Annotated in this window: 17 protein-coding genes; 2 read left to right on the top strand and 15 right to left on the bottom strand. The window is 42.7% G+C overall.

From position 1 onward, the window contains the following. Nucleotides 1-101: 101 nt before the first annotated feature. From FHG67_RS19495 to FHG67_RS19455, 9 genes are all read right to left on the bottom strand, one after another. Nucleotides 102-1,052, bottom strand: a complete 951-nt coding sequence (locus FHG67_RS19495; protein WP_002556557.1) for an LA_0442/LA_0875 N-terminal domain-containing protein — start codon at nucleotides 1,050-1,052, stop codon at nucleotides 102-104. A gap of 105 nt (nucleotides 1,053-1,157) precedes the next feature. Further along, nucleotides 1,158-2,507 (bottom strand): oxygen-independent coproporphyrinogen III oxidase, encoded by a 1,350-nt coding sequence (gene hemN, locus FHG67_RS19490; protein WP_004502117.1) that lies wholly within the window; start codon nucleotides 2,505-2,507, stop codon nucleotides 1,158-1,160. Then, the gene (locus FHG67_RS19485) at nucleotides 2,504-3,526 is read right to left on the bottom strand and encodes a uroporphyrinogen decarboxylase family protein (protein ID WP_002556556.1); all 1,023 of its coding nucleotides are present in this window, start codon (nucleotides 3,524-3,526) and stop codon (nucleotides 2,504-2,506) included. The genes hemN and FHG67_RS19485 overlap by 4 nt, the downstream gene beginning before the upstream one ends. Beyond that, entirely contained in the window at nucleotides 3,516-4,208 is a 693-nt protein-coding gene (locus FHG67_RS19480) for a response regulator transcription factor (protein ID WP_004497370.1), read from the bottom strand. Before FHG67_RS19480 ends, FHG67_RS19485 begins: the two co-directional genes overlap by 11 nt. A 1-nt stretch (nucleotide 4,209) precedes the next feature. Next, nucleotides 4,210-5,115: a sensor histidine kinase gene (locus tag FHG67_RS19475; RefSeq protein ID WP_004497267.1), complete on the bottom strand. Its 906-nt coding sequence runs from the start codon at nucleotides 5,113-5,115 to the stop codon at nucleotides 4,210-4,212. After that, the gene (gene hemL / locus FHG67_RS19470; protein WP_004500614.1) at nucleotides 5,115-6,440 is read right to left on the bottom strand and encodes a glutamate-1-semialdehyde 2,1-aminomutase; all 1,326 of its coding nucleotides are present in this window, start codon (nucleotides 6,438-6,440) and stop codon (nucleotides 5,115-5,117) included. Before hemL ends, FHG67_RS19475 begins: the two co-directional genes overlap by 1 nt. Next, nucleotides 6,437-7,390, bottom strand: a complete 954-nt coding sequence (gene hemB / locus FHG67_RS19465; protein WP_004497425.1) for a porphobilinogen synthase — start codon at nucleotides 7,388-7,390, stop codon at nucleotides 6,437-6,439. The genes hemL and hemB overlap by 4 nt, the downstream gene beginning before the upstream one ends. Then, nucleotides 7,359-8,987: a type 2 periplasmic-binding domain-containing protein gene (locus FHG67_RS19460; protein WP_004497353.1), complete on the bottom strand. Its 1,629-nt coding sequence runs from the start codon at nucleotides 8,985-8,987 to the stop codon at nucleotides 7,359-7,361. The genes hemB and FHG67_RS19460 overlap by 32 nt, the downstream gene beginning before the upstream one ends. Further along, the gene (locus FHG67_RS19455) at nucleotides 8,972-9,847 is read right to left on the bottom strand and encodes a Rossmann-fold NAD(P)-binding domain-containing protein (protein WP_004500652.1); all 876 of its coding nucleotides are present in this window, start codon (nucleotides 9,845-9,847) and stop codon (nucleotides 8,972-8,974) included. The genes FHG67_RS19460 and FHG67_RS19455 overlap by 16 nt, the downstream gene beginning before the upstream one ends. Nucleotides 9,848-9,956: 109 nt before the next feature. On the opposite strand from FHG67_RS19455, the gene FHG67_RS19450 reads away from it, so the two are divergent. Then, nucleotides 9,957-10,163 carry a hypothetical protein gene (locus FHG67_RS19450; protein ID WP_080597185.1) on the top strand — a complete coding sequence of 69 codons (207 nt, stop codon included), beginning with the start codon at nucleotides 9,957-9,959 and terminating at the stop codon, nucleotides 10,161-10,163. On the opposite strand, the gene FHG67_RS19445 is transcribed toward FHG67_RS19450, so the two are convergent. Further along, entirely contained in the window at nucleotides 10,134-10,994 is an 861-nt protein-coding gene (locus FHG67_RS19445; RefSeq protein WP_004500647.1) for a Cof-type HAD-IIB family hydrolase, read from the bottom strand. The genes FHG67_RS19450 and FHG67_RS19445 overlap by 30 nt on opposite strands. A gap of 384 nt (nucleotides 10,995-11,378) precedes the next feature. On the opposite strand from FHG67_RS19445, the gene FHG67_RS19435 reads away from it, so the two are divergent. Next, entirely contained in the window at nucleotides 11,379-12,209 is an 831-nt protein-coding gene (locus tag FHG67_RS19435) for a 1,4-dihydroxy-6-naphtoate synthase (protein WP_004500642.1), read from the top strand. 301 nt (nucleotides 12,210-12,510) lie between these two features. Here FHG67_RS19435 and metF read toward each other — a convergent pair whose 3' ends face one another. The 5 genes from metF to FHG67_RS19410 form a co-directional block, all read right to left on the bottom strand. Continuing rightward, nucleotides 12,511-13,383, bottom strand: coding sequence for a methylenetetrahydrofolate reductase [NAD(P)H] (metF, locus tag FHG67_RS19430; protein WP_004497339.1), 873 nt, complete (start codon nucleotides 13,381-13,383; stop codon nucleotides 12,511-12,513). 10 nt (nucleotides 13,384-13,393) lie between these two features. Beyond that, nucleotides 13,394-15,907, bottom strand: a complete 2,514-nt coding sequence (locus FHG67_RS19425) for a discoidin domain-containing protein (RefSeq protein WP_004497445.1) — start codon at nucleotides 15,905-15,907, stop codon at nucleotides 13,394-13,396. Nucleotides 15,908-15,932: 25 nt separating this feature from the next. Then, nucleotides 15,933-16,823 (bottom strand): helix-turn-helix domain-containing protein, encoded by an 891-nt coding sequence (locus FHG67_RS19420; RefSeq protein WP_004500629.1) that lies wholly within the window; start codon nucleotides 16,821-16,823, stop codon nucleotides 15,933-15,935. Between the two features lie 374 nt (nucleotides 16,824-17,197). Beyond that, nucleotides 17,198-18,043 (bottom strand): ParB/RepB/Spo0J family partition protein, encoded by an 846-nt coding sequence (locus FHG67_RS19415; protein ID WP_004497417.1) that lies wholly within the window; start codon nucleotides 18,041-18,043, stop codon nucleotides 17,198-17,200. Continuing rightward, nucleotides 18,027-18,779, bottom strand: coding sequence for a ParA family protein (locus tag FHG67_RS19410; protein WP_002727692.1), 753 nt, complete (start codon nucleotides 18,777-18,779; stop codon nucleotides 18,027-18,029). Before FHG67_RS19410 ends, FHG67_RS19415 begins: the two co-directional genes overlap by 17 nt.

The following is an 18,779-nucleotide window of genomic DNA, read 5'->3' as shown; positions in this document are numbered from 1 at the left end:
CGGCCCATTTTTGTAGAAATCAAAAGATTGTAAATCAGCAATCCGGAAATCAAAACGGATTCTATTTTCTAAAAAACCGCCGGTTTTAAAATAAACCGATTCTAGAATTGATACCGATATCCAAACGTGTATTTAGACTCAAGAGTAGCCGTAAATCCGCCGTTAGAGATTCCAGAACTCGCCATCGGATTGTAATCGAAAATCAACCCTTTGGTCGTCCCGTCCGAAATTCCAACCTTGGAGGATATTTGACCGCCGAAAAGAAAAGCATCCGCCAAGTTAATCAGATAAACTCCGGCTAACACTCCAATACTAGTTTGAAGATTTTTATAGGCCTTATCTACGGCTTCCCTTTTGTCCTGATAAGGACTAAAATTCTGGTTGTAAATATGAAGAGTAACCGGATCGGAAATCACCGGAGGTAAATCCGGATTTGCGATCCCTAACGCGGCCATTACGAACGAACTCTTCGAATACGGGTTTCCGTAATTTTCATATTCTTTTTTAGCGACTATATATTTGCGATTGTTCTCATAAACCGCATAACCCGCCGCTAAAAAGAGAGTAGGGTAAAGAATCGCCGCGAATTTTCTTCCGCTCGCCCATTGTCCCCAACCCGGAAGTACTGCGGATCTTGCAAACGCTCCGACCCGGGAAACCTCGGGTTCTTTGAGGAGAGGAGGGGGAAGGGGTTTATTATCCATTTCTTCTTTCTCTTTTCCGAGACGCTCTTCTTCCATCTGCCGTTTTTTCAATTCCTGATCTTTTTGTTTTGAAAGTTTTTCCTCTTCCAACTTTTGGATCTCGAGGTTGCGGATCTTTTCTTCTTCCGCTTCGTTGACATCTTTATAAATGACCTTCAACACTTCCTTTTTGGGAATAACCCGTTTGCCTTCTCTGGTTTGAATCGTAATTGTTTTTTGATTTTGAGTAACGACCTTACCGCGGAAACTTCCGCCTTCTTGCAAAAGAACGGTTTCCGCCGAAATCGAAAGAGCGGCGGTAACGAACACAGCGAAAGTTAAAAATAGTTTTTTCAAAAATAATTTCAAAATAGGCCTTCCCCACGATAAGCGACAATTTTTGTTTGTTAAAACCGTCATTCCTTACTCATAATTTTTTGGACGACTTTTCGACCGAAAACCGGATATTTCATTTCAAATCGACCTTGAAAAAACCCTCAATTCCGGGCTTTTTCTCCGTAATCTGAGATCCAAACCGGTGCAAACATTGCGAAGAAAAGGCCAACCCTTTTCGGTCAAAGAGAGAAGATTTCCTTCCCATCTAATTAAAGTATCGTCCTCCATAGAAGCTAAATACAGCTTCACATCCCGCAAAATTCGCTTCGGTACTATAACCGTTCCCGTCGTCGATAATTGCAGAATCAATGATCTTTGTATCAAATCTTCCTCGTCAAGCTTATGTCCCCGAAGTGTGGCAAACCCCTCTTTGTGAATACGTTTTTGATATTTTTTGACGATTTTCTCGTTTTGGTGGAAACAATCCCAACTATCCGAAATCGCGGAAACTCCGAGACCCAAAAGTAGATCCGTCGTTTTGGAAGTATAGCCCATAAAGTTCCGATGTAAATTTCCGTTTTTTGCCGCCTGGGAAAGAGAATCCGATTCCAAAGCGAAATGATCCATTCCGATCTCGATATAACCCGCTTTCAAAAACATTTCTCTGGAAACTTCATACAATTCGCGCTTTTCAGGACCGGAAGGAAGATCCGACTCCGTAAACAATCTTTGCGCCGCCTTGAGCCAAGGTACATGCGCGTAACTGTAGAATGCGATCCGATCCGGACGCAATTCCAAAGTTTTTTCAACGGTCCGTTTCATACTCTCCAGATTCTGTTTCGGAAGTCCGTAAATGAGATCGAAATTTACGGATGTGTATCCCAATTTTCTGGAAAGTTCCGTGGTCTTTTTCGTCATTTCGAAAGGTTGTGTACGATTCACTAACCGTTGCACTTCCGGATCGAAGTCTTGCACTCCCAAACTGATTCTTTTAAATCCGAAATCACGGAGAATTTTTAACTGCGTATCTCTGGTCCTACGAGGATCCACCTCGAGAGAAAACTCCGGCATAGAAGAAACATTCATTCTTTCTAATATAAAACTAAGTAGAACTTCCAAATTCTTCTCCGAAAGATACGTCGGAGTTCCACCGCCTAGATGGATCTCTTTCAACTCCCTTTGAGAGATTTCGGGCGCCTCCCTTAGATAACTGGAATATTCCGACAGAATGGTCTCGACATAAGGATCTTCCACGGAATGATTTTTTGTAATCGAAGTATTGCACCCGCAAAAAGAACAAAGGGTTTCGCAAAAAGGGATATGCAAATACAGGGAAAGGGAAGAATTTTTGGAACGAATACGATTTCTCACCTTATTCAACCATTCTTCCGTGGTCGGATTTTCGGACCAATAAGGTACGGTAGGATAACTCGTGTATCGAGGCGCCGGGATATCGTATTTTGCAATCAGCTCTTTTTCAACCGTCATCGAAATGTCTCTCTCACAATTTCTACGAAGCTTTTCACATTCTCTTCGGGTGTTTTGGGCATGACCCCGTGTCCGAGCCCGCAAACCCAACCGATTCTCTCTTCGGGCGAAAGATCCCGATAAGGCATTAAATAACGTTTGAGAGTTCTCTTAAATTCCTCTCTCTCCATAAACAATAAGTTTTGATCGAAATTTCCTTGAACCATTCTCTTTTCATTTTTAAGAATTTCTTTCAGATCCCACCTATGATCGAATCCAAAACCGGCAAGAGTCAAAATCTCTTGAAGCGCTTGAAAATGCGGAGACGATGTTCCTTTTCCATAATATCCGACCTTGCCCGGATAACTATCGGCCAAAGTTTTTATCCCGGGAATTACGATTTCACGAAACAATTCGGGAGAAAGGTCTCCTCCCGCGGTATCGAAGATCATGATCAACTCGGCTCCGCCTTCCAGTTGAAGAGAAATGTTCTCTTTTAAAAACCGGATTATTTTTTTCAAAAATTCATTTCGAACATCTGTAAGAATTTTCGGAAGCGAAAGATTTCCTTCGTGTTTTCCGGAAACCGCATACGTAAACAAAGTCCAAGGGCCGCCCACGAATCCGATGACGGACTTGTCCTCGGAGATCCTCTCCCGAGTCAACTGTATCGCCTTTTTTTGAAACTGCATAAAGGAAATTGAATCTTCCACGGGCTTTAACTTCCTCAAATCTTTTTCGGATCGGATCGAAAAACTCAAAACCGGTCCGGCATCCGCGTATCGAAGTCCCATTCCCAAAGCTTCCAATGGAAAAAGAATATCGGAGAAAAGAATCGCAACGTCAAAATCAAAGTCGTCTACGGGACCGAAGGCGACTTCCGCCGCCAATTCCGGATTTTTACAAAGTTCTTCAAACGCATATTTTTGTCTGAGAGCTTGGTAGTGTTTATGATAACGGCCCGCCTGCCTCATCATCCATACGGGAGGAATTTTCTGAGCGACTCCGCTGATAGCGTTTGAATACCGTTTACTCGACATCTTTGATTTCTCCGATCCATTGATAACCGACACCTCTGACGGATCGAATCACCCTTTCTCCCTCCTCTCCAAAGACATGCCTTAGTCTTACGATCGAGTTATCTATCGTCCTATTTGTTGGAAAACGTTCTTCTCCCCAAAGTTTATCCAATATTTCCGCACGACTGACCGTCCGATCCCTTTCTGTCACGAGAAAATGGAGTAGGGCACAGTCCCTTTTGGAAAGCGGGAATTCTTCCGATCCTTTCCTAACCTGAAATCCCTGAAAATCCAAGACGTAGTCCTTATAAAAAAATCTGGTTTCTTCGATGGAATGTTTATGAGATTCTAATACGTGTTTAACGCGAAGAAGAAGCTCCTTGAGATGAAACGGCTTAGGAATGAATTCTTCCGCTCCGAGTTCGAATCCTCTGAGCCTTTCCGGCGCTCCCGCTTGCGCGGTTAGAAACAGGAACGGGGGGCAGTCTTTTGCTTCTTTCAGTTCTTCCGCGAGCGCAAAGCCGTCTCCGTCCGGCAAACGCACATCCAAAAGAATCAGATGCGGTTTTTCGTCTTTGACCAATTTTTTTGCGGAAACCGCGGAAACCGTCCAAAGAACCTCATACCCCTCTTTTTGCAAACGCTCTTGAAGAGTCTCACCCAGGGAACGATCATCTTCGACTAACAAGAGTTTGGCTTTCATTTCAGATCGCTCCCAAAAAATTCAGATCCACTCTAAAACCGTTTTTTTGCGGAACGATCCGCATATCGCCCTTCATTTTTTTCATCAACTTTTTTATTATATAAAGCCCTATGCCGGTTCCGCTCGTGCTCCCGTGTCTATAAAAAGGGATTCCCAAAACTTTATACTTTCCGTCAAATCCGAATCCGTTATCCGAAACCGTTATTAGAATTCGATCGGATTTTTGTTTTTCGGAAATCACTTCAAGGATCCGAGCTTTGCCGTGTTTCAAAGAATTTTCCGCTAGATTTTTAAAAATACTTTCGAGCGCCTTTCTGTCAGCGGAAACGGAAACGTTTTCCAGGCGGGAAAGATCGATTTTGAGTTCGGGAAAATCCTCTCCGATAGAAAGAAAAATCTCGCGCACGTTCACTTTTTCTATGTAAAGGATTTCGGATCTAGTCAGACTCGCGAGATACATCGCGCGATTCATCTGGGATTCAATTCTTACGGAGTCCATCAATAACCGATGAATGAGTTTGTTCTCATTCAAACTCAGCGTTTCCTCCTGTAAACTTTCAGCTTGAAGACGCAGACTCGCAAGGGGCGTCTTCATCTCATGAGTCACAGTGGAAAAAAAATCGTGAATCAGTTTATTTCTACGCGTTTCACGATAAGAAAACCAAATCAGCGTCGCTCCTCCCAGAAAAAGCATCAAAAGAAAAAAAGCGCCTTCCATTTTGATCATTCTGCTTTGTCTTTCCAAAATGGAAAAACTTTCAGACGACGAATTCAGTTTCGCGCTAAGCCCCGCTACGGTATTCGTAAGTTTAAGCCCGAGTAAAAACCACCAAACCCCGAGTGAAACCGTGACCAACAACCAAACGATTGCAAAAAGGATTCTAGAATTTTTCCACAGAGAAGACATTAGAGTCCCTTGAAGGCCTTATCTGCTATTTCCAAAGTCCTTGCGATCACCGAATCATTATGGGCCCAGGATAAGAATCCCACCTCATAACCGGAAGGAGCCAGATAAATTCCGTTCTTTAACAAAACGTGAAATACTTTCGCAAACCCTTCTTTATGACCTTCCGGAATCTGATCGATCCTTCTTACCGCTTGTTGCGTTTTTTTACGAAACCAGAACAGGGAGGAATGAGTCACAGCCTCCCATTCCTGATCCGTTTTTCCATTCAGAAGTTTTACCATTCCGTCGGCAAAAGTTTTGGTTCGAGCTTCTAACACCGAATAGATGGAATCTCTTTCGGCTTTTTTTAGAGTTGCAAGCCCGGCTCTCATTCCAAACGGATTGGCGCTCAATGTTCCGGCCTGATATACCGGACCGGAAGGAGCGACTAAATCCAAAAGATCCTTCCTTCCGGCGTAACAACCGACCGGAAAACCGCCCCCTATGATCTTACCGTAAGTTACTAAATCGGGACGAATTCCAAGCAAACCGGACATTCCCTGAAAACCGGTCCTAAATCCCGAAATCACCTCATCAAACACGACTAACGTTCCATATTTTTTCGCGATCTCTGCAATTTTCAAAAGAAATTCCTTTCTTTGTAGGAGAAGTCCGTAGTTAGCCGGCAAAGGCTCGATAATCAAAGCAGCTATATTTTTTCCTTCGGATTCGAACAATTTCTGTACCGCCATTTCGTCGTCCAAAGGTAGCGTGAGAGTATTTGCGATTGCAGTCGAAGAAATTCCAGCGCTGTCGGAAGAGGATTCTCCTGCAAGGCCGGAACCCGCTTTAACCAAAAGCGCATCCAAATGACCGTGATAACATCCGTCGAACTTGAAAATTTTTTCCCTTCCGGTCGCCGCACGCGCGACACGAAGCGCGCTCATCACCGCCTCGGTACCCGAATTCACAAAACGGACCTTTTCGGCCCAAGGAATCCGACCCGTGATAAATTCCGCAAGTTCGAGAGAGTAGGGTTCCGCGGTTCCGAAACTCCATGCAAGGCCCGCAGTTTCACGAACCACTTCTTCCACTTCCGGATCTCTGTGACCCAAAATCAAAGGACCGAAACTCAGACAAAAATCGACATATTCCTTGCCGGAAACGTCGGTTAACGTGGGCCCATTTGCGGAAACGAAAAATACGGGCGTGCCTCCCACCGAACGAAAGGAACGGACGGGAGAATGAACCCCTCCGGGGGAAACAATCTTAGCTCTTTCAAAAAGCTCTTCGGAAGTATTCCCTTTCCACGAATCGGAAATCAATTCGGATGAACGTTGACTCAAGATAAAATCTCCTTACCTTTTCTCGCTCCATAAGTTATCAAATAAGCGGCATTCGCCCTAGAAAAAATCTGCCAGGTCTCGCACAAGGCAGCGTTAAAATCACAAAAACCGTTTTGCGCAAGATAGTGAATCGACGCATATTCTCCGCTGACCTGATAAGCGCCGGTCGGAAGTCCTGTTTTTTCACGGATCGGACCGATAAGATCGATAGAAGTCATTCCGGGCTTGACCATTAAAAAATCTGCGCCTTCTTCCTTATCGCGGATGGAGGAAAGAATCGAATCCTCCCGGTTTCGAACGTCGATCTGGTAGGAAGAACGATCCCCTTGTCCCGGAGCGGAATCCGCAGCCACACGAAACGGTCCATAAAAATTGCTCTTAAATTTAGTAGAATAACTTAAAATTGGAATATTCGAAAAACCGTTTGTGTCCAGAATAGAGCGGTGGCTTTTGACTCTTCCGTCCATCATATCGCTCGGAGCGATCCCATCCGCACCGGACTGCGCATACGTCAAGGCGATCTCGGAAAGATGTCTTACGGAAGAGGGGTTATCGACACTTCCGTCCGGACGCAGAAGTCCGCAGTGACCGTGCGTCGTGAGCGAACACATACAAGTATCGATCCATAAAAAGGCGTTGGGGAATTCCTTTTTCAAGGAAGAGATGGAGCGTTCGTAAAAAGATTTCGGAATCTCAGAATTGGATTTGGACTTTGGAACGAGAAAAAGAATAAAATGAGTCACTCCCGCCTTAAGATCCGATTCCGCTTGTTTCAAAACGGAAATCTCGGAGTCTCTGTAAACGCCGGGAAGAGAATCTATCTTTTCTCTTTCCTCTAAACCTTCTACGATAAAAAGAGGTTGTATTAGTTTTTTTGAATTTAGACTTTCCGAAGACGCAAGATCTCTGAGTCCTGTATTAAGGCGAATTCTTCTTTGTTTGGTTTCCAAGCTCTTTTCCTTTGAATTCTTTAAGTCCGAGACTTTGTAGCCAGGACTCATAGTGTATAAAGACAGATAAGTTTGCCGATTCTCCCAGAACTTTTCGGATATGGGAGGAAGTAATTCCGGGCCCGCAGGCATGAAATCGATCTCGGATTCGAGGGAAAAACGACAAAGCCGTATCGAACTGAGACGCACTCATCCAAAAAAAATGAGTTTTTTCGGAAAGATCGGGGTGATCTTCCATAGGCTGTGTTTGATACGTAAGAATCCGCGTAAGACCGGATGCGATCTCCGTGGAACCTATGTGTGTACACTTCACAAAATCCAAGGAGTTTCCAAAAATGGAATGTTTGGGAAGTTCCTCTTCTCCGAGCGCATCCAAAGAACCATGAACCCAAATATCCTTTTCGGCGAGTTGGTACCAAGTTTTCAAACCGGAAGTCCAGACGAGGCCCCTGTGCTCTAAGGACGGATCCAAATTTGGAAAGGCATTGCCTCGGGTCACAAGCCAATCTTTTAGGATCAGCTCTTCGGGAAAAATGACTTTGTCTTCTTTACCGTCCTTGGAAAGAACAAATCCTTGGGAAGAATCCAAAGGAGTTCGTTTTTGTTTGACCGCCTCTCCCGGCACCGGATAAGCTTTTGCGACGGACTCGGCCGGAGGAAAAAAAGTATCGGAGAATTGTTCCTCAATTTCCAAAATTTCGCCGGAATCCGTAAGTCCTCTTTGGTATAAAATTTTTCCATAGGGTTTGCGAAGAATCGAAACGCCTATCTTTTGATGACAACCTCCGCCGAAACGTTTTAAGATGCCTCTTTCCTCTTGCACCGCTGAAACAACTTCGGGTTTGCTTAGGACCCGGACAAGACTCAAAGCCCACTCGTCATCCGCTCTCACCTCCGCCGCGATCGCCCCTTGTGCGGGAGCGGAAGGATTTAAGGAAAGAGGAAAAACTTGAAATACCGACTCCGCTAAGATCTCTTTTAAGAATTTTCGAATTTCTTGATATTCTAATTCATTCGAATTTAAAAAACCCTCCGACAAAAGTCGATCAAGCGCCGCCTTGGCAAGCACAAGTCCATCCGAGTCGGAGTCTCTCCATTTGCGGATTCTCGTTTGGATATTACCTCGAACCGGTAAAAAGATAAGCGAAGAATTTTTATAACGGGAAGGCAGGGAATTACTTAAGAATTTTCTTAAATTATATTCCCTTCTCGGAGAAGAGGTTTGAATTTTCAGTTCCGAAGGGGAATATTTAGAAAGGGAGGATTTTTTCCAAAGAAGAACGTCTCTTTGATCTGCACGGTCCAACACGCCTACGATTGTCGTTCCGGGATGGCCTTCCAAATCCAAGTCCTTCCAGGAGTGAATTACGAGATCCACTTTTTTTTCCACGAGATCCTTTGTGAGATCTTGTGTAAAAACTCCTCTCGTCCTCATTTTCCAGAGAGGGGTTTGCAGATCCAGATCCCCCGAGGCTTCTCGAAAATGAAGTTCGATTTGGGTATTCGGAAATTTTTCCCTTAGAGCATCGAGTACAAGATAGGTTTGTAGTTTTGCGAGAGCGCTGTTACGGGAACCAATCTTTAGAACGCGGGACAAGTCAGATCTTCCCAGCCGAAAATGAATTGTCGAGTTTCAAGCTCTCGTTCTTCTACGAGCTCATCCAGAGCGGGTCCGATTTTTTCCCGAATTTGCAAAGCCCTTTCCTCGGTTTCACGAAGAGAATCCAACATCTCGGCAAAAGACACGTATTGAATCGTATCGGGCCATTTTTCTTCCAAAGGAATTTCCCTAAAATCGACCGCGACAACATCGCCCGTAATCGAATCCAGATAAGAAGAAAGATTCAAAGGCGCCGCAATCACGATCGCTTCCCCGGAAGGTTTCCAATCAATCAGCGGCTTAACGGACACACCAAATTCTTTAGAAAGTTCTAATAAACGTTTTTCGTTGCGCCCGACGAGAGTCACGTTTCGACTTTTCAACCAAGGAAGAATTTTTTCGGCGAGTTGTCCCGTTCCTAAAATAGAAACCAAACCTCGGTCTTTCAGATACTTATTTGCAAGACCCCCGTAAGATTGTTCACCAATATTTTGAAGATAACGGGAACGAATACTTCTCGAATCCTGAATCAGACTGTCTCTGAATTTCGCGAGATATTCCCCGAATGCGGAAGAGGGTAGGGAGGAGTTTTTGAACTTATCCCGAAACTGTGCGAGAACTTCAGTTTCACCTAAAAGTCTGGAATGAAGACCGGAAACAACCTCAAGCATAAAGCGATACGCTTCATAACCATTATATTTCTCTAAAGTAGCTGGAAGTGCCGAAGGTTCTCCGTGAATCCGGCTATCCGTGATCCAAATCGTACGCATACAAGTCGTCCAAGAATACGAGCCTGGAATTTCTACATTCTCTCTACCTTTTTGAATCGAATGATAAACTTGCAGAGTGGACCACATAATCGATAAACAAACTATACCAGTTTTAAAGTTCTGATTGTCAAAGAAGTGTCATTCTTTCAAAAAAGTTTTTATTGACTTTATTGAGACTGATTTTCAATTTGGACCTATGCACTTGGACATTCAGACGCAAAATTGGATTGTATATACGGTTGTCAGCCTAACGGCGGTTCGGCTTTTCTTTCCTCTGTTGTCTGTAGTCCGGGAATTGGTCGGCAAACCTTCCGGTTCCGAAACAGAAGACTTGAGTTGTTACAATGGTATGTGCAAAAGTTGCGACATAACCTCAAAAAAGGATGATCCGATTTTCCACTAAAGCAAGAGCCACTCCGTCTTCTTCATTACTGTATCGTGTAATGTGTCTTACGGATTTTTTGATTTCGGGAATGGCGTTCTTCATCGCAAAGCCGACGCCGCTATGAAGAAGCATTTCCAAGTCGTTTCGCTCGTCCCCGAAGGCAACCACGCCTTTCCCGTCCAAACCTTTTAAGAAAAGAAAATTAGAAATCCCAGACCATTTCGAAACGGATACATTGATAATTTCCACACAATAAGAAACTCCGGGAATTTTGGTAAGAATACACCGCAGTTCGGACGCTTCCGGAAGAGCGGAAACTTTACGGATGAGAGAAATTAAATCTTCCTTATGAAGCGATAAAAAACAAATCACTAAAATTTTTTCGAGATCCGCAGAAAGAAAATCGCCGACCTTCTTGGTTCTCGACTGATCTCCGCCCGAATAGTTATGATATATCCTGTCCGTAATCGGAATTTCGGTGAGCATATCGATGCCTTCTTCGAATTTGTCCACGTGTAAAATAGGCGGAGTGTGAAATTCTTTTCCTAAATGAAGAATTTTTTGAACCAAACTTAATTCCAAATAACTTTCGGAAATTCGTTCCGCACTCGGAGACTTTCTAAGAATTTGCCCATTATTGGACACAACGTGAACTTCTCCCCTAAATTCTTTTGCAAACGGAAAAGAGGAGTAAAATCTCCTACCGGTCGCGATCACCAAATTTTTTCCCTGGTCGATCGCCTTTTGAAGCACCGAATGGGTTAGGGGAGAAATTCTACTTTTGGAATTGAGAAGAGTTCCATCTAAATCGACGGCAATGGTATGAATCTGAGTCGGGTCAATAGACATAGATTGTTTTCAGTAAATCGGAACTAAAGATTTAGAGAACGATTTTTTTTCATAAAAAGATCAAACAAACATATTTTTCCGAGACATCTAAAAGTTTCTATCACTTTGGGGCTTTGAAAGGAACTCTTATTTCGAAAAAACACTCCATATAAAGCTTATGAAATTGTCAGAACGATCAAGCACAGGGAAAACACAACGAACAAATAAAATAGATGACAAATCTGCCGACGCTCAAGCTTCGTTTTTCATCCGACGATCGGATGATGAAAATTCTGCCCGACCAACAATCGTTCTTTCGGATCGAACAGAAATTTACAAATTGTAAGAAGAGACTTTTCTTTTCCGACCAAAGATGAAAAATGATCCTATAGGCGAACAAGAGTTATGGAATTCAGTTTAGCATATTCTCCCTGTCCTAATGATACGTTTTTATTTTATCATCTCGTACATGGTAAGGTCGCGGAACGATTTTATGTTCGAGAGGAACTTCACGACGTAGAAAGACTGAATCGAGCCGCGTTCGACGGAAAATACCAGATCACAAAACTTTCTTTCGCCGCATATTTTTCAGTGATGGATCGGTATTCCATATTGGACTCCGGCTCTGCGCTTGGAAGAAACTGCGGGCCGCTTCTCGTTTACAAAAAGGGAAATAACCCCGGAAATCCGAATCCCAAAGGGAAAAAAATTCTTATCCCGGGAGAATGGACCACGGCGAATCTTCTCTTAAAACTTTTCTTAAAGAACGACTTGCAAACGATCCCTGTCCGATACGATAAAATCATTCCTCTTTTAATATCAGGGGAAGCCGACTTCGGAGTTTTGATTCACGAAGAAAGGTTTACCTACGAAAAGCAAGGGCTTTCCAAATTTCAAGATTTAGGAGAGTGGTGGGAAGAAACAACCGGCAAACACATTCCGTTAGGCGCCATCGCGTTTCGAAGAGACATTCAAAAGGAGTGGAAGGAAAACTTTGATTCTTCTTTGAAGTTAAGTCTTGACCTTGCTTACAAAAACCGAGAAACAACTTACGAATACATTCTCAAATATTCTCAGGAAACTACCCGAGAAGTTGTCGATGCGCATATCGAACTTTATGTAAACGAATTTACACGTTCCCTCGGAATCGAAGGTAGAGATGCGATTCTTACGCTTTATCAAAAAGGAGTGGAAGCAGGGTTTCTTCCCGCGGGGAAAGAAAAGGAGCTTTTTTAAAGCGAAGTGTGTCCTCTAAATTGTGTAAACAACCTGTGAATACCGCAAAAGTAGCGATGAGCAATTCCCCATAACGTTACTTATCCTTAATTAACACAATTCTAATAGAGTTGTTGAAAAATTAATTTCCCTTCTGTTTCCGTTTCATTGAAACGCGCGATTAGAGCGGTTTTTTTAATTCCGCTCTGGAATTTTTCAACGACTTGAGTGTTCTAGGACAAGATCTGAGCCAAAAACTGTAAGCACTTTTCCCAAAACTCGTAGAACACCACAAGTTTGGAGAAAACAAAAAATCCAGATTTTAACTTTTCAATTCCCTTACAATATCATAACTCGCGTGAGATTGATTCAGAGTATAAAGATGAATTCCCGGAACCCCCATCGCAAGCAACTCCCTACATTGTTTTACCGAAAAGTTTAAACTCCTTCTGTAAAATTCCTCTGGGCGATGTTCCACTTCTTGCAAATCTTCAATAAGAGAAGAGGGGAACTCGCAACCGGCCATCGAGCGAAATCTCTCAATCTGAGAAAAAGAAGTGATCGGCATAATTCCAGGAATTACAGGAACACGAATACCTGCCTTTCTCACCAAATTCAAAAAGTTTTCAAAGATAGAATTCACAAAAAAAAGCTGGGAAACTAAAAAGTCAGTTCCGGCATCCACTTTCCGTTTTAAATTTTCGACGTCTTCTTCAAGACTTTTTGCATCCGGATGTTTTTCGGGATAACAACCGCCTCCGACGCAAAAATCCAGTTTTTCGGAACGAATGAAGGAAATGAGTTCCGTCGCGTTCTCAAAACCGCCTTCGGTCTTTTTAAATTTTCCCTCTCCTTTTGGAGGATCTCCGCGAAGAGCCATCAAATTTACAATCTCAGAAGAACGAATTTCCTCCAGAGCTTTAAAAATCTGATCTTGATTTGCTCCGACACAAGTAAAATGAGAAACCGTCGGAAAAGAATAACGTTTCGAAATCTCAGATAAAATTTGTACGGTTTTATCTCTTGTCGAACCACCGGCACCATACGTCACGGTCACAAAATCCGGATCAAGAAGGGCCAACTCCTTGACGGTCTCCATCAATTTTAAATCCCCATCCGGAGTTTTCGGCGGAAAGAATTCAAACGAATACACTGGTCCTTTTGCGGAACCGTAAATTTCAGATACTTTTTTCATAAACTCCTGATCACTGAAAACAGAGAAGAATTTGGATTTGTCCTCGCCCACTGCGAAGAGGGGTCAAAGCCTTTCCAAAAAGGGCGCCCGGACGCAAGGACTCCGCCGAAATTCGAACAGCATGCCCCCCCGTCAAACCGGTCACAAGCAAGCTCCCCGGCTGAATCGGATATGAGGAAGCGTCCGCATTGACCGTTACGACACCGGATACGGCCACCAGCCAATGATTCCCGTCAGAAGGAGCCTGTCCGCCCAATAAAAGAGCCGCCGATTTCACGGCAACACCGATCGTATGAGTCGCGTTAGCGACCTTTGCTTTTTGCAGTCTTCCATCTTCTCCCATCACCAAAATATCCCCCTCGGAAATTACATCCGCTGGGCTTACGGGAAAAAATCTTGCGATGCAATCCGAATTTTTTCCTGTCGAAATTCGAACAGTTCCGGAAAATTCAGATTCCCCCTCTGCAAGAAAAGCTTTTCCCGATCCGACTTCCCCGAAGGAAGGAATTCCTTTTCCCGTCGCAAGAAGAGCAAATCCCGATCTGGAATGAAAAACTCCGCCAAATCCTCGTTTTGCAAGACCGATGACACCGGCACCATCCTTGTCGCCGGAAGAAGAATCGCCTCGAACTCCGAATTTTTCTCCGTAACCGATAAGACCCGTATCACGAGCCACACCAATAATTCCGGCTCCTTTTTCACTTTCATTTTTTCCGTAAATGGGAGCATGGTTTTCCGGAGGGGGAGAGATATTTGTATAAGCGGCTTCGGTAGCACCTTTTACTTTTAGAAAACCTGTATGAGAACTGAAATCGTGATTCAGAGATGCATAATCGTGAGTATGAGGTTTAGGATCCCTTTTGTCGGATAATCTTGGATCGTCAGCAGAAACGACTTTCCCAGCTGCATTAGTTCCAAGCGTGGCAATCTCTACGATTCCCGGATACGACGTTGTAGCCCTGCGAAGTCGTTCATCGTTTCCTTGGACCACAAGTCCTTCTTTGGATTCACCGGACTGAGCTAACTGAACAATACCATAGGCTTCGGTTGTGGCGATTTTTAGGCGTTTATCATTTCCTTGAACAGCGGTCTCCGAAGAATCTTCTCCATTTCTTGCAAAACGAACGATTCCGGGAAATTCCGTATTCGCTTTTTTAATTCGAGGATCGTCGGCAGTTACAGCTCTTCCAGGTTCGGATCCGCCGGGTTCGGAAAGAATCACAAGTCCGTATTTTTTCGAAGTGGCAATTTTTAGTCGATCGTCGTTTCCTTGAACTACAACGCCTTCTTTTGTTTCTCCGTTTTCCGCAAGTTCTACAATTCCAAGACTTGCAATTGTAGCCGCCCGTAAACGGTCATCGTTCCCTTGAACCGCCCGTTCGGCTCTATTTTCACCGTTGGACGCCAAACGAACCAGTCCATGCGTAAGTTCCGTCGCATGTTTGAGGCGTTTATCATTGCCCTGAATAACAACACCTTCTTTGTCTTCCCCATCCCCGGCAAGTTCAACAATACCTTTGTATTCAGTGGAGGCGTCTCGCAGTCGTCGATCGTTGGATTGAATTGCGACTCCTTCTGAGTTTTCTCCATCCACAGCAAGACGCACCAATCCGGATCTCAAAACCGTTGCATAAGGAAGAGGGTCTGCGGTGGGCTTACTCGTTAAGTCGCTAAGATGCGGAGTTGCATATAATTCCAACTCCACGATCTTAGATTGATAGGATCCCTGGTTTTTTTTCTCTTTCTGGCGAGCGACAAGTTTCAAATAACGAATGTTTGCCGGCAAAAATCTCCATTGATACCAAACTCCGGGTTCGGATAAGAATTGATTTTCTTCCAACAATTGATTCCAAGACAAATCATCTTCGCTATAATAAATGGTGAAACTTTCTGGAAAAAAAGTTGGATCTAACTTCGGGGTCAAAAGTCGTAATTCATTCACGCGACTGATAGAACCCAAATCTACGAGAAAAAATTCTTCTCCAGGTTTTGAAACTTCCTTGGATGACCAGCCATAGTCGGGTCTTTGGTCGATCAAATTCTCTTTCACCCAAAAACGATCGTGTTCCGAACTGACTTGAATTTTAACGATTCCGGAAATTCCGACTTCTAATCGACCCAAAGAAATTTTATATTTTCCCGAGTTGTCTTTCTCCGACACTTGACCGACTAATTTTAGGAATTTTGCTTGGACCAAAGAAAAATTCCATTGTCCTGTTTTTTGATTCAAGCGCTTAAATCCGGTTTCTTGTAAGATCGGTTCCCAAACAATTCCATCCATAGAAATGTCGAATCGAAACGTGTCCGGAAAGAAATTAATTTCTTGAGGATTGGAATGAAGACGAATTTGATTCAGACTGGAAATGTTTTCAAATTGAAGGATCAGTACGGAAATTCCGGGTGAGTTTTTAGTTTCGAAATAATGAAGTAATTTACCTTCTTTTAAATCGTATGTTCCCGATGATTTGACTTCACGGATTTTGATCAAGTCGGGGTGGCTGATTCGAATTGATTCAGAATTCATTCAAGATTTGTCCTGGTTGCTTTTTTTAATTTTTGACAGAGGTGGTTCGATTTTCTTCGCTTTTCGCGGAAAATATAACCAATATCGGAGGACTAATTTCCTCTGTGAAGTACTTTGCTATGATCATTTGCAGGGACTCGGGAACTGGATCCAAGATACAAAGCGTTCTTCCATCCGGTTCCACTCTAATCTTTTCTAACGTCTCAGTGCTGGATCGGGTCAATCGATCTCTAGACCAAAGTAGAAAACCCTTCCAAGTGGCGTCCTTTTCATGAGGATTTTTCATGTTTTGATTAAATTCCGGCATAGTCGAATTATTGCTGTTTTTCATTAGATTTTTACAGATTCCCTGTACATATTTTAGGTTCGCTTCCATCCCTCGGGTTTTAGCGATGGAAAGTGCTTCCGACAGAATTGACGAGCCGTACTTTTCTTCTAAATCATTTAAATTCAAAAGGGCCTTCTTTGTTGGTTCTTGGTTTTGGTTATTGGTAATGGTTATATTGATATGGTTTGGGGTTCCTTCTCCAGACCTCAGGGATTGTCTTTCGGCCACCCCTGAGGTTCCAAAAAACTCACCCCCGGGGTGTCCGAAATTATACCCCTGAGGTGGAATTTTGGAACCGGAGTAGTTGAAGCAAAAATAATATCTTGAACTTGTATGCCCAGTCCCTGGTGTAACTTGGAGTAGACCGGCTTGAATAAGATCTCTTTTTCCCTGTATAATCGATTTTTTAGTTTTAAAACCGGTTAATTTAAGAAGCACTTCCGTACTTGGCCATACTGGTTTGAAGTGCTGGTCGCTAAATTTAAGCAGCACGAGATAAAGAGTTTTTGCGGCCGAAGATAAATTGGCCCAAACACCTGATTCGATGATATCTGTGAAGAATTTAATGTAGGGATAATGCTCGCCCATCTTTCTCTTTCGGGACTCTCCTTATGGGAAAGTACATTAATTTTAAGCAAAAATTCCGAAGAGAGTTGACATTATCCGACATAATGATACCTATGTCTCATCCAACAACATTCCTTCGGGAAAATCCGGCCCCTGGTTAGCCAGGGGAATTTTTTTGTCCGGATCCAAATAAAAATACGTTTCCGACCCAAATCATTTTGGATCTGAATTTCGTACTATATTTCCGTTTACTATATTATGTCACATTAAACGATTGTGGGCAGAGTTTGTCAATCCCATTGGTTCATTTCCTTTTATTTTTAGAAATTTCTTATGCTAAGTACTTGTATGTACTTTAATGTCGCTTAATAATATTGTTAAGCGACATTAGGGAGCTATGTGGAATCGAATTTTTTACGGATTTCTTTTTTGATAAGTTTAAAAATATCACCTAACAGTTCTTCGTTATCAGAACTAATCTGGATCAGGCCTTGTTTTTTTGTGATTTTATATTCCGTTGAATTTAAATTTGAAACTTTTGAGTTTGTTACATTTGTAATTTTAGGTGTGAATAAGTTTTCCTCTTCCCGGTTAAAAGATTTTGCATCTTTAACAGTTTTGAGCGCACCCGCTTGAAACAAACTTAAAAACTCGGAGAAGGTTCCTTTTCGAGAAGCCGCGACTGCTTGGATCAATAAATTTTTGCTTTCAATTCCTGCTTCTTTACAGGAATTGAGTTCATCTTTGCTTAGATTTGAAATTCCAAGAAGTTCTGTCATGTAACTTCTGCTTTTTCCAAAGAGTGTTCCTAATTCTTGATCCGTATATTTGAAGCTATTTTTTAAATGCGACATAGCTTCCACTTCTTCATAGGGGGATAGGTTTTCTCTTTGAAGGTTTTCTATAATTGCGAGTCGAAAGGTTTCTTTTTCATCCCGGTCTAAAATTTTACATTCTATTTCTGCCCAGCCTAATTGTTTAGCTGCGTGGTATCTTCTTTCTCCGGCTACAATTTTATAGTTCTCGTCTTCCGGATTTTGTTTTGTTACAATGATCGGTTGGAGTAGCCCGTCTTTGTCTAAACTTCTCGCGAGGTCTTCGATTCCTTTTTTTCGATCTTGTCTGGGTTGGTTTTCCGATGGAAGAATTTTATCGAGCCGAATTTTACGAATAGTCCCCTCCAACTTTTCGGCTTGGAAAACATCTGCAAGAGAGCCGAGTCGTTTACTTTTTGAGCTCATTTAAAAACTCCTCTATAAACCCTTCGTATTCCTGGGCTTGTTTACTCGTCTTGTTGTATTCAAATACCGATTTTTTGGCAAGATGAGATTCTCCTACTGCAACCCCATCGGAGATGCTTGTTTCGAAAATCCGGAAGTATTTTGTTAAAACAGGTACAATAGTTTTTGTCAAAAGTGTTTGAGGTTTAAGTTGAGTAACTAAAGCCCCTAAAATTTCAAGGTTCGGATTGATTCTTTTTTTGATGCTAGTGATTGTTTGTTGGAGTCCTACAATTCCATCCACGGAAAATTTTTCAGCTTGAAGGGGAATGATTACGTAATTTGATCCGACGAGCGCATTAATCGTAAAAATAGATAAGCTGGGCGGACAATCAATGATACAAAAGTCTATCCCACTCACACTTTGAAGAGAATCTCTCAGAATATAAGGCGCATCTACGGAATTTCCGGAAAGCGTTTCTACTTCTGCAAGATTCATTTTGGAAGGGGCCAAAAAAAGATCGGGTAATCTCGTCTCTATCATGATTTCTTGAATAGTCATTTTCGAGTTAAAAACTCCGTGCATCGATTTCTCAATACCTTCTGGATTTGTAAAAATGCCGGTTGAATTTGCTTGAGGATCTATATCGACGAGCAGAGTTTTTTTTCCTCTTCTCGCAAGCCCCATGGATAAATTAAGAGAGGTCGTAGTTTTACCTTCTCCACCTTTCTGGTTTGCTATGGATACAACTATCAT

The sequence above is a fragment of the Leptospira weilii genome, from assembly GCF_006874765.1.
In the GTDB taxonomy this organism is placed as follows: Bacteria; Spirochaetota; Leptospiria; order Leptospirales; family Leptospiraceae; genus Leptospira; species Leptospira weilii.
This window is presented reverse-complemented; position numbering and strand designations above follow the sequence as displayed.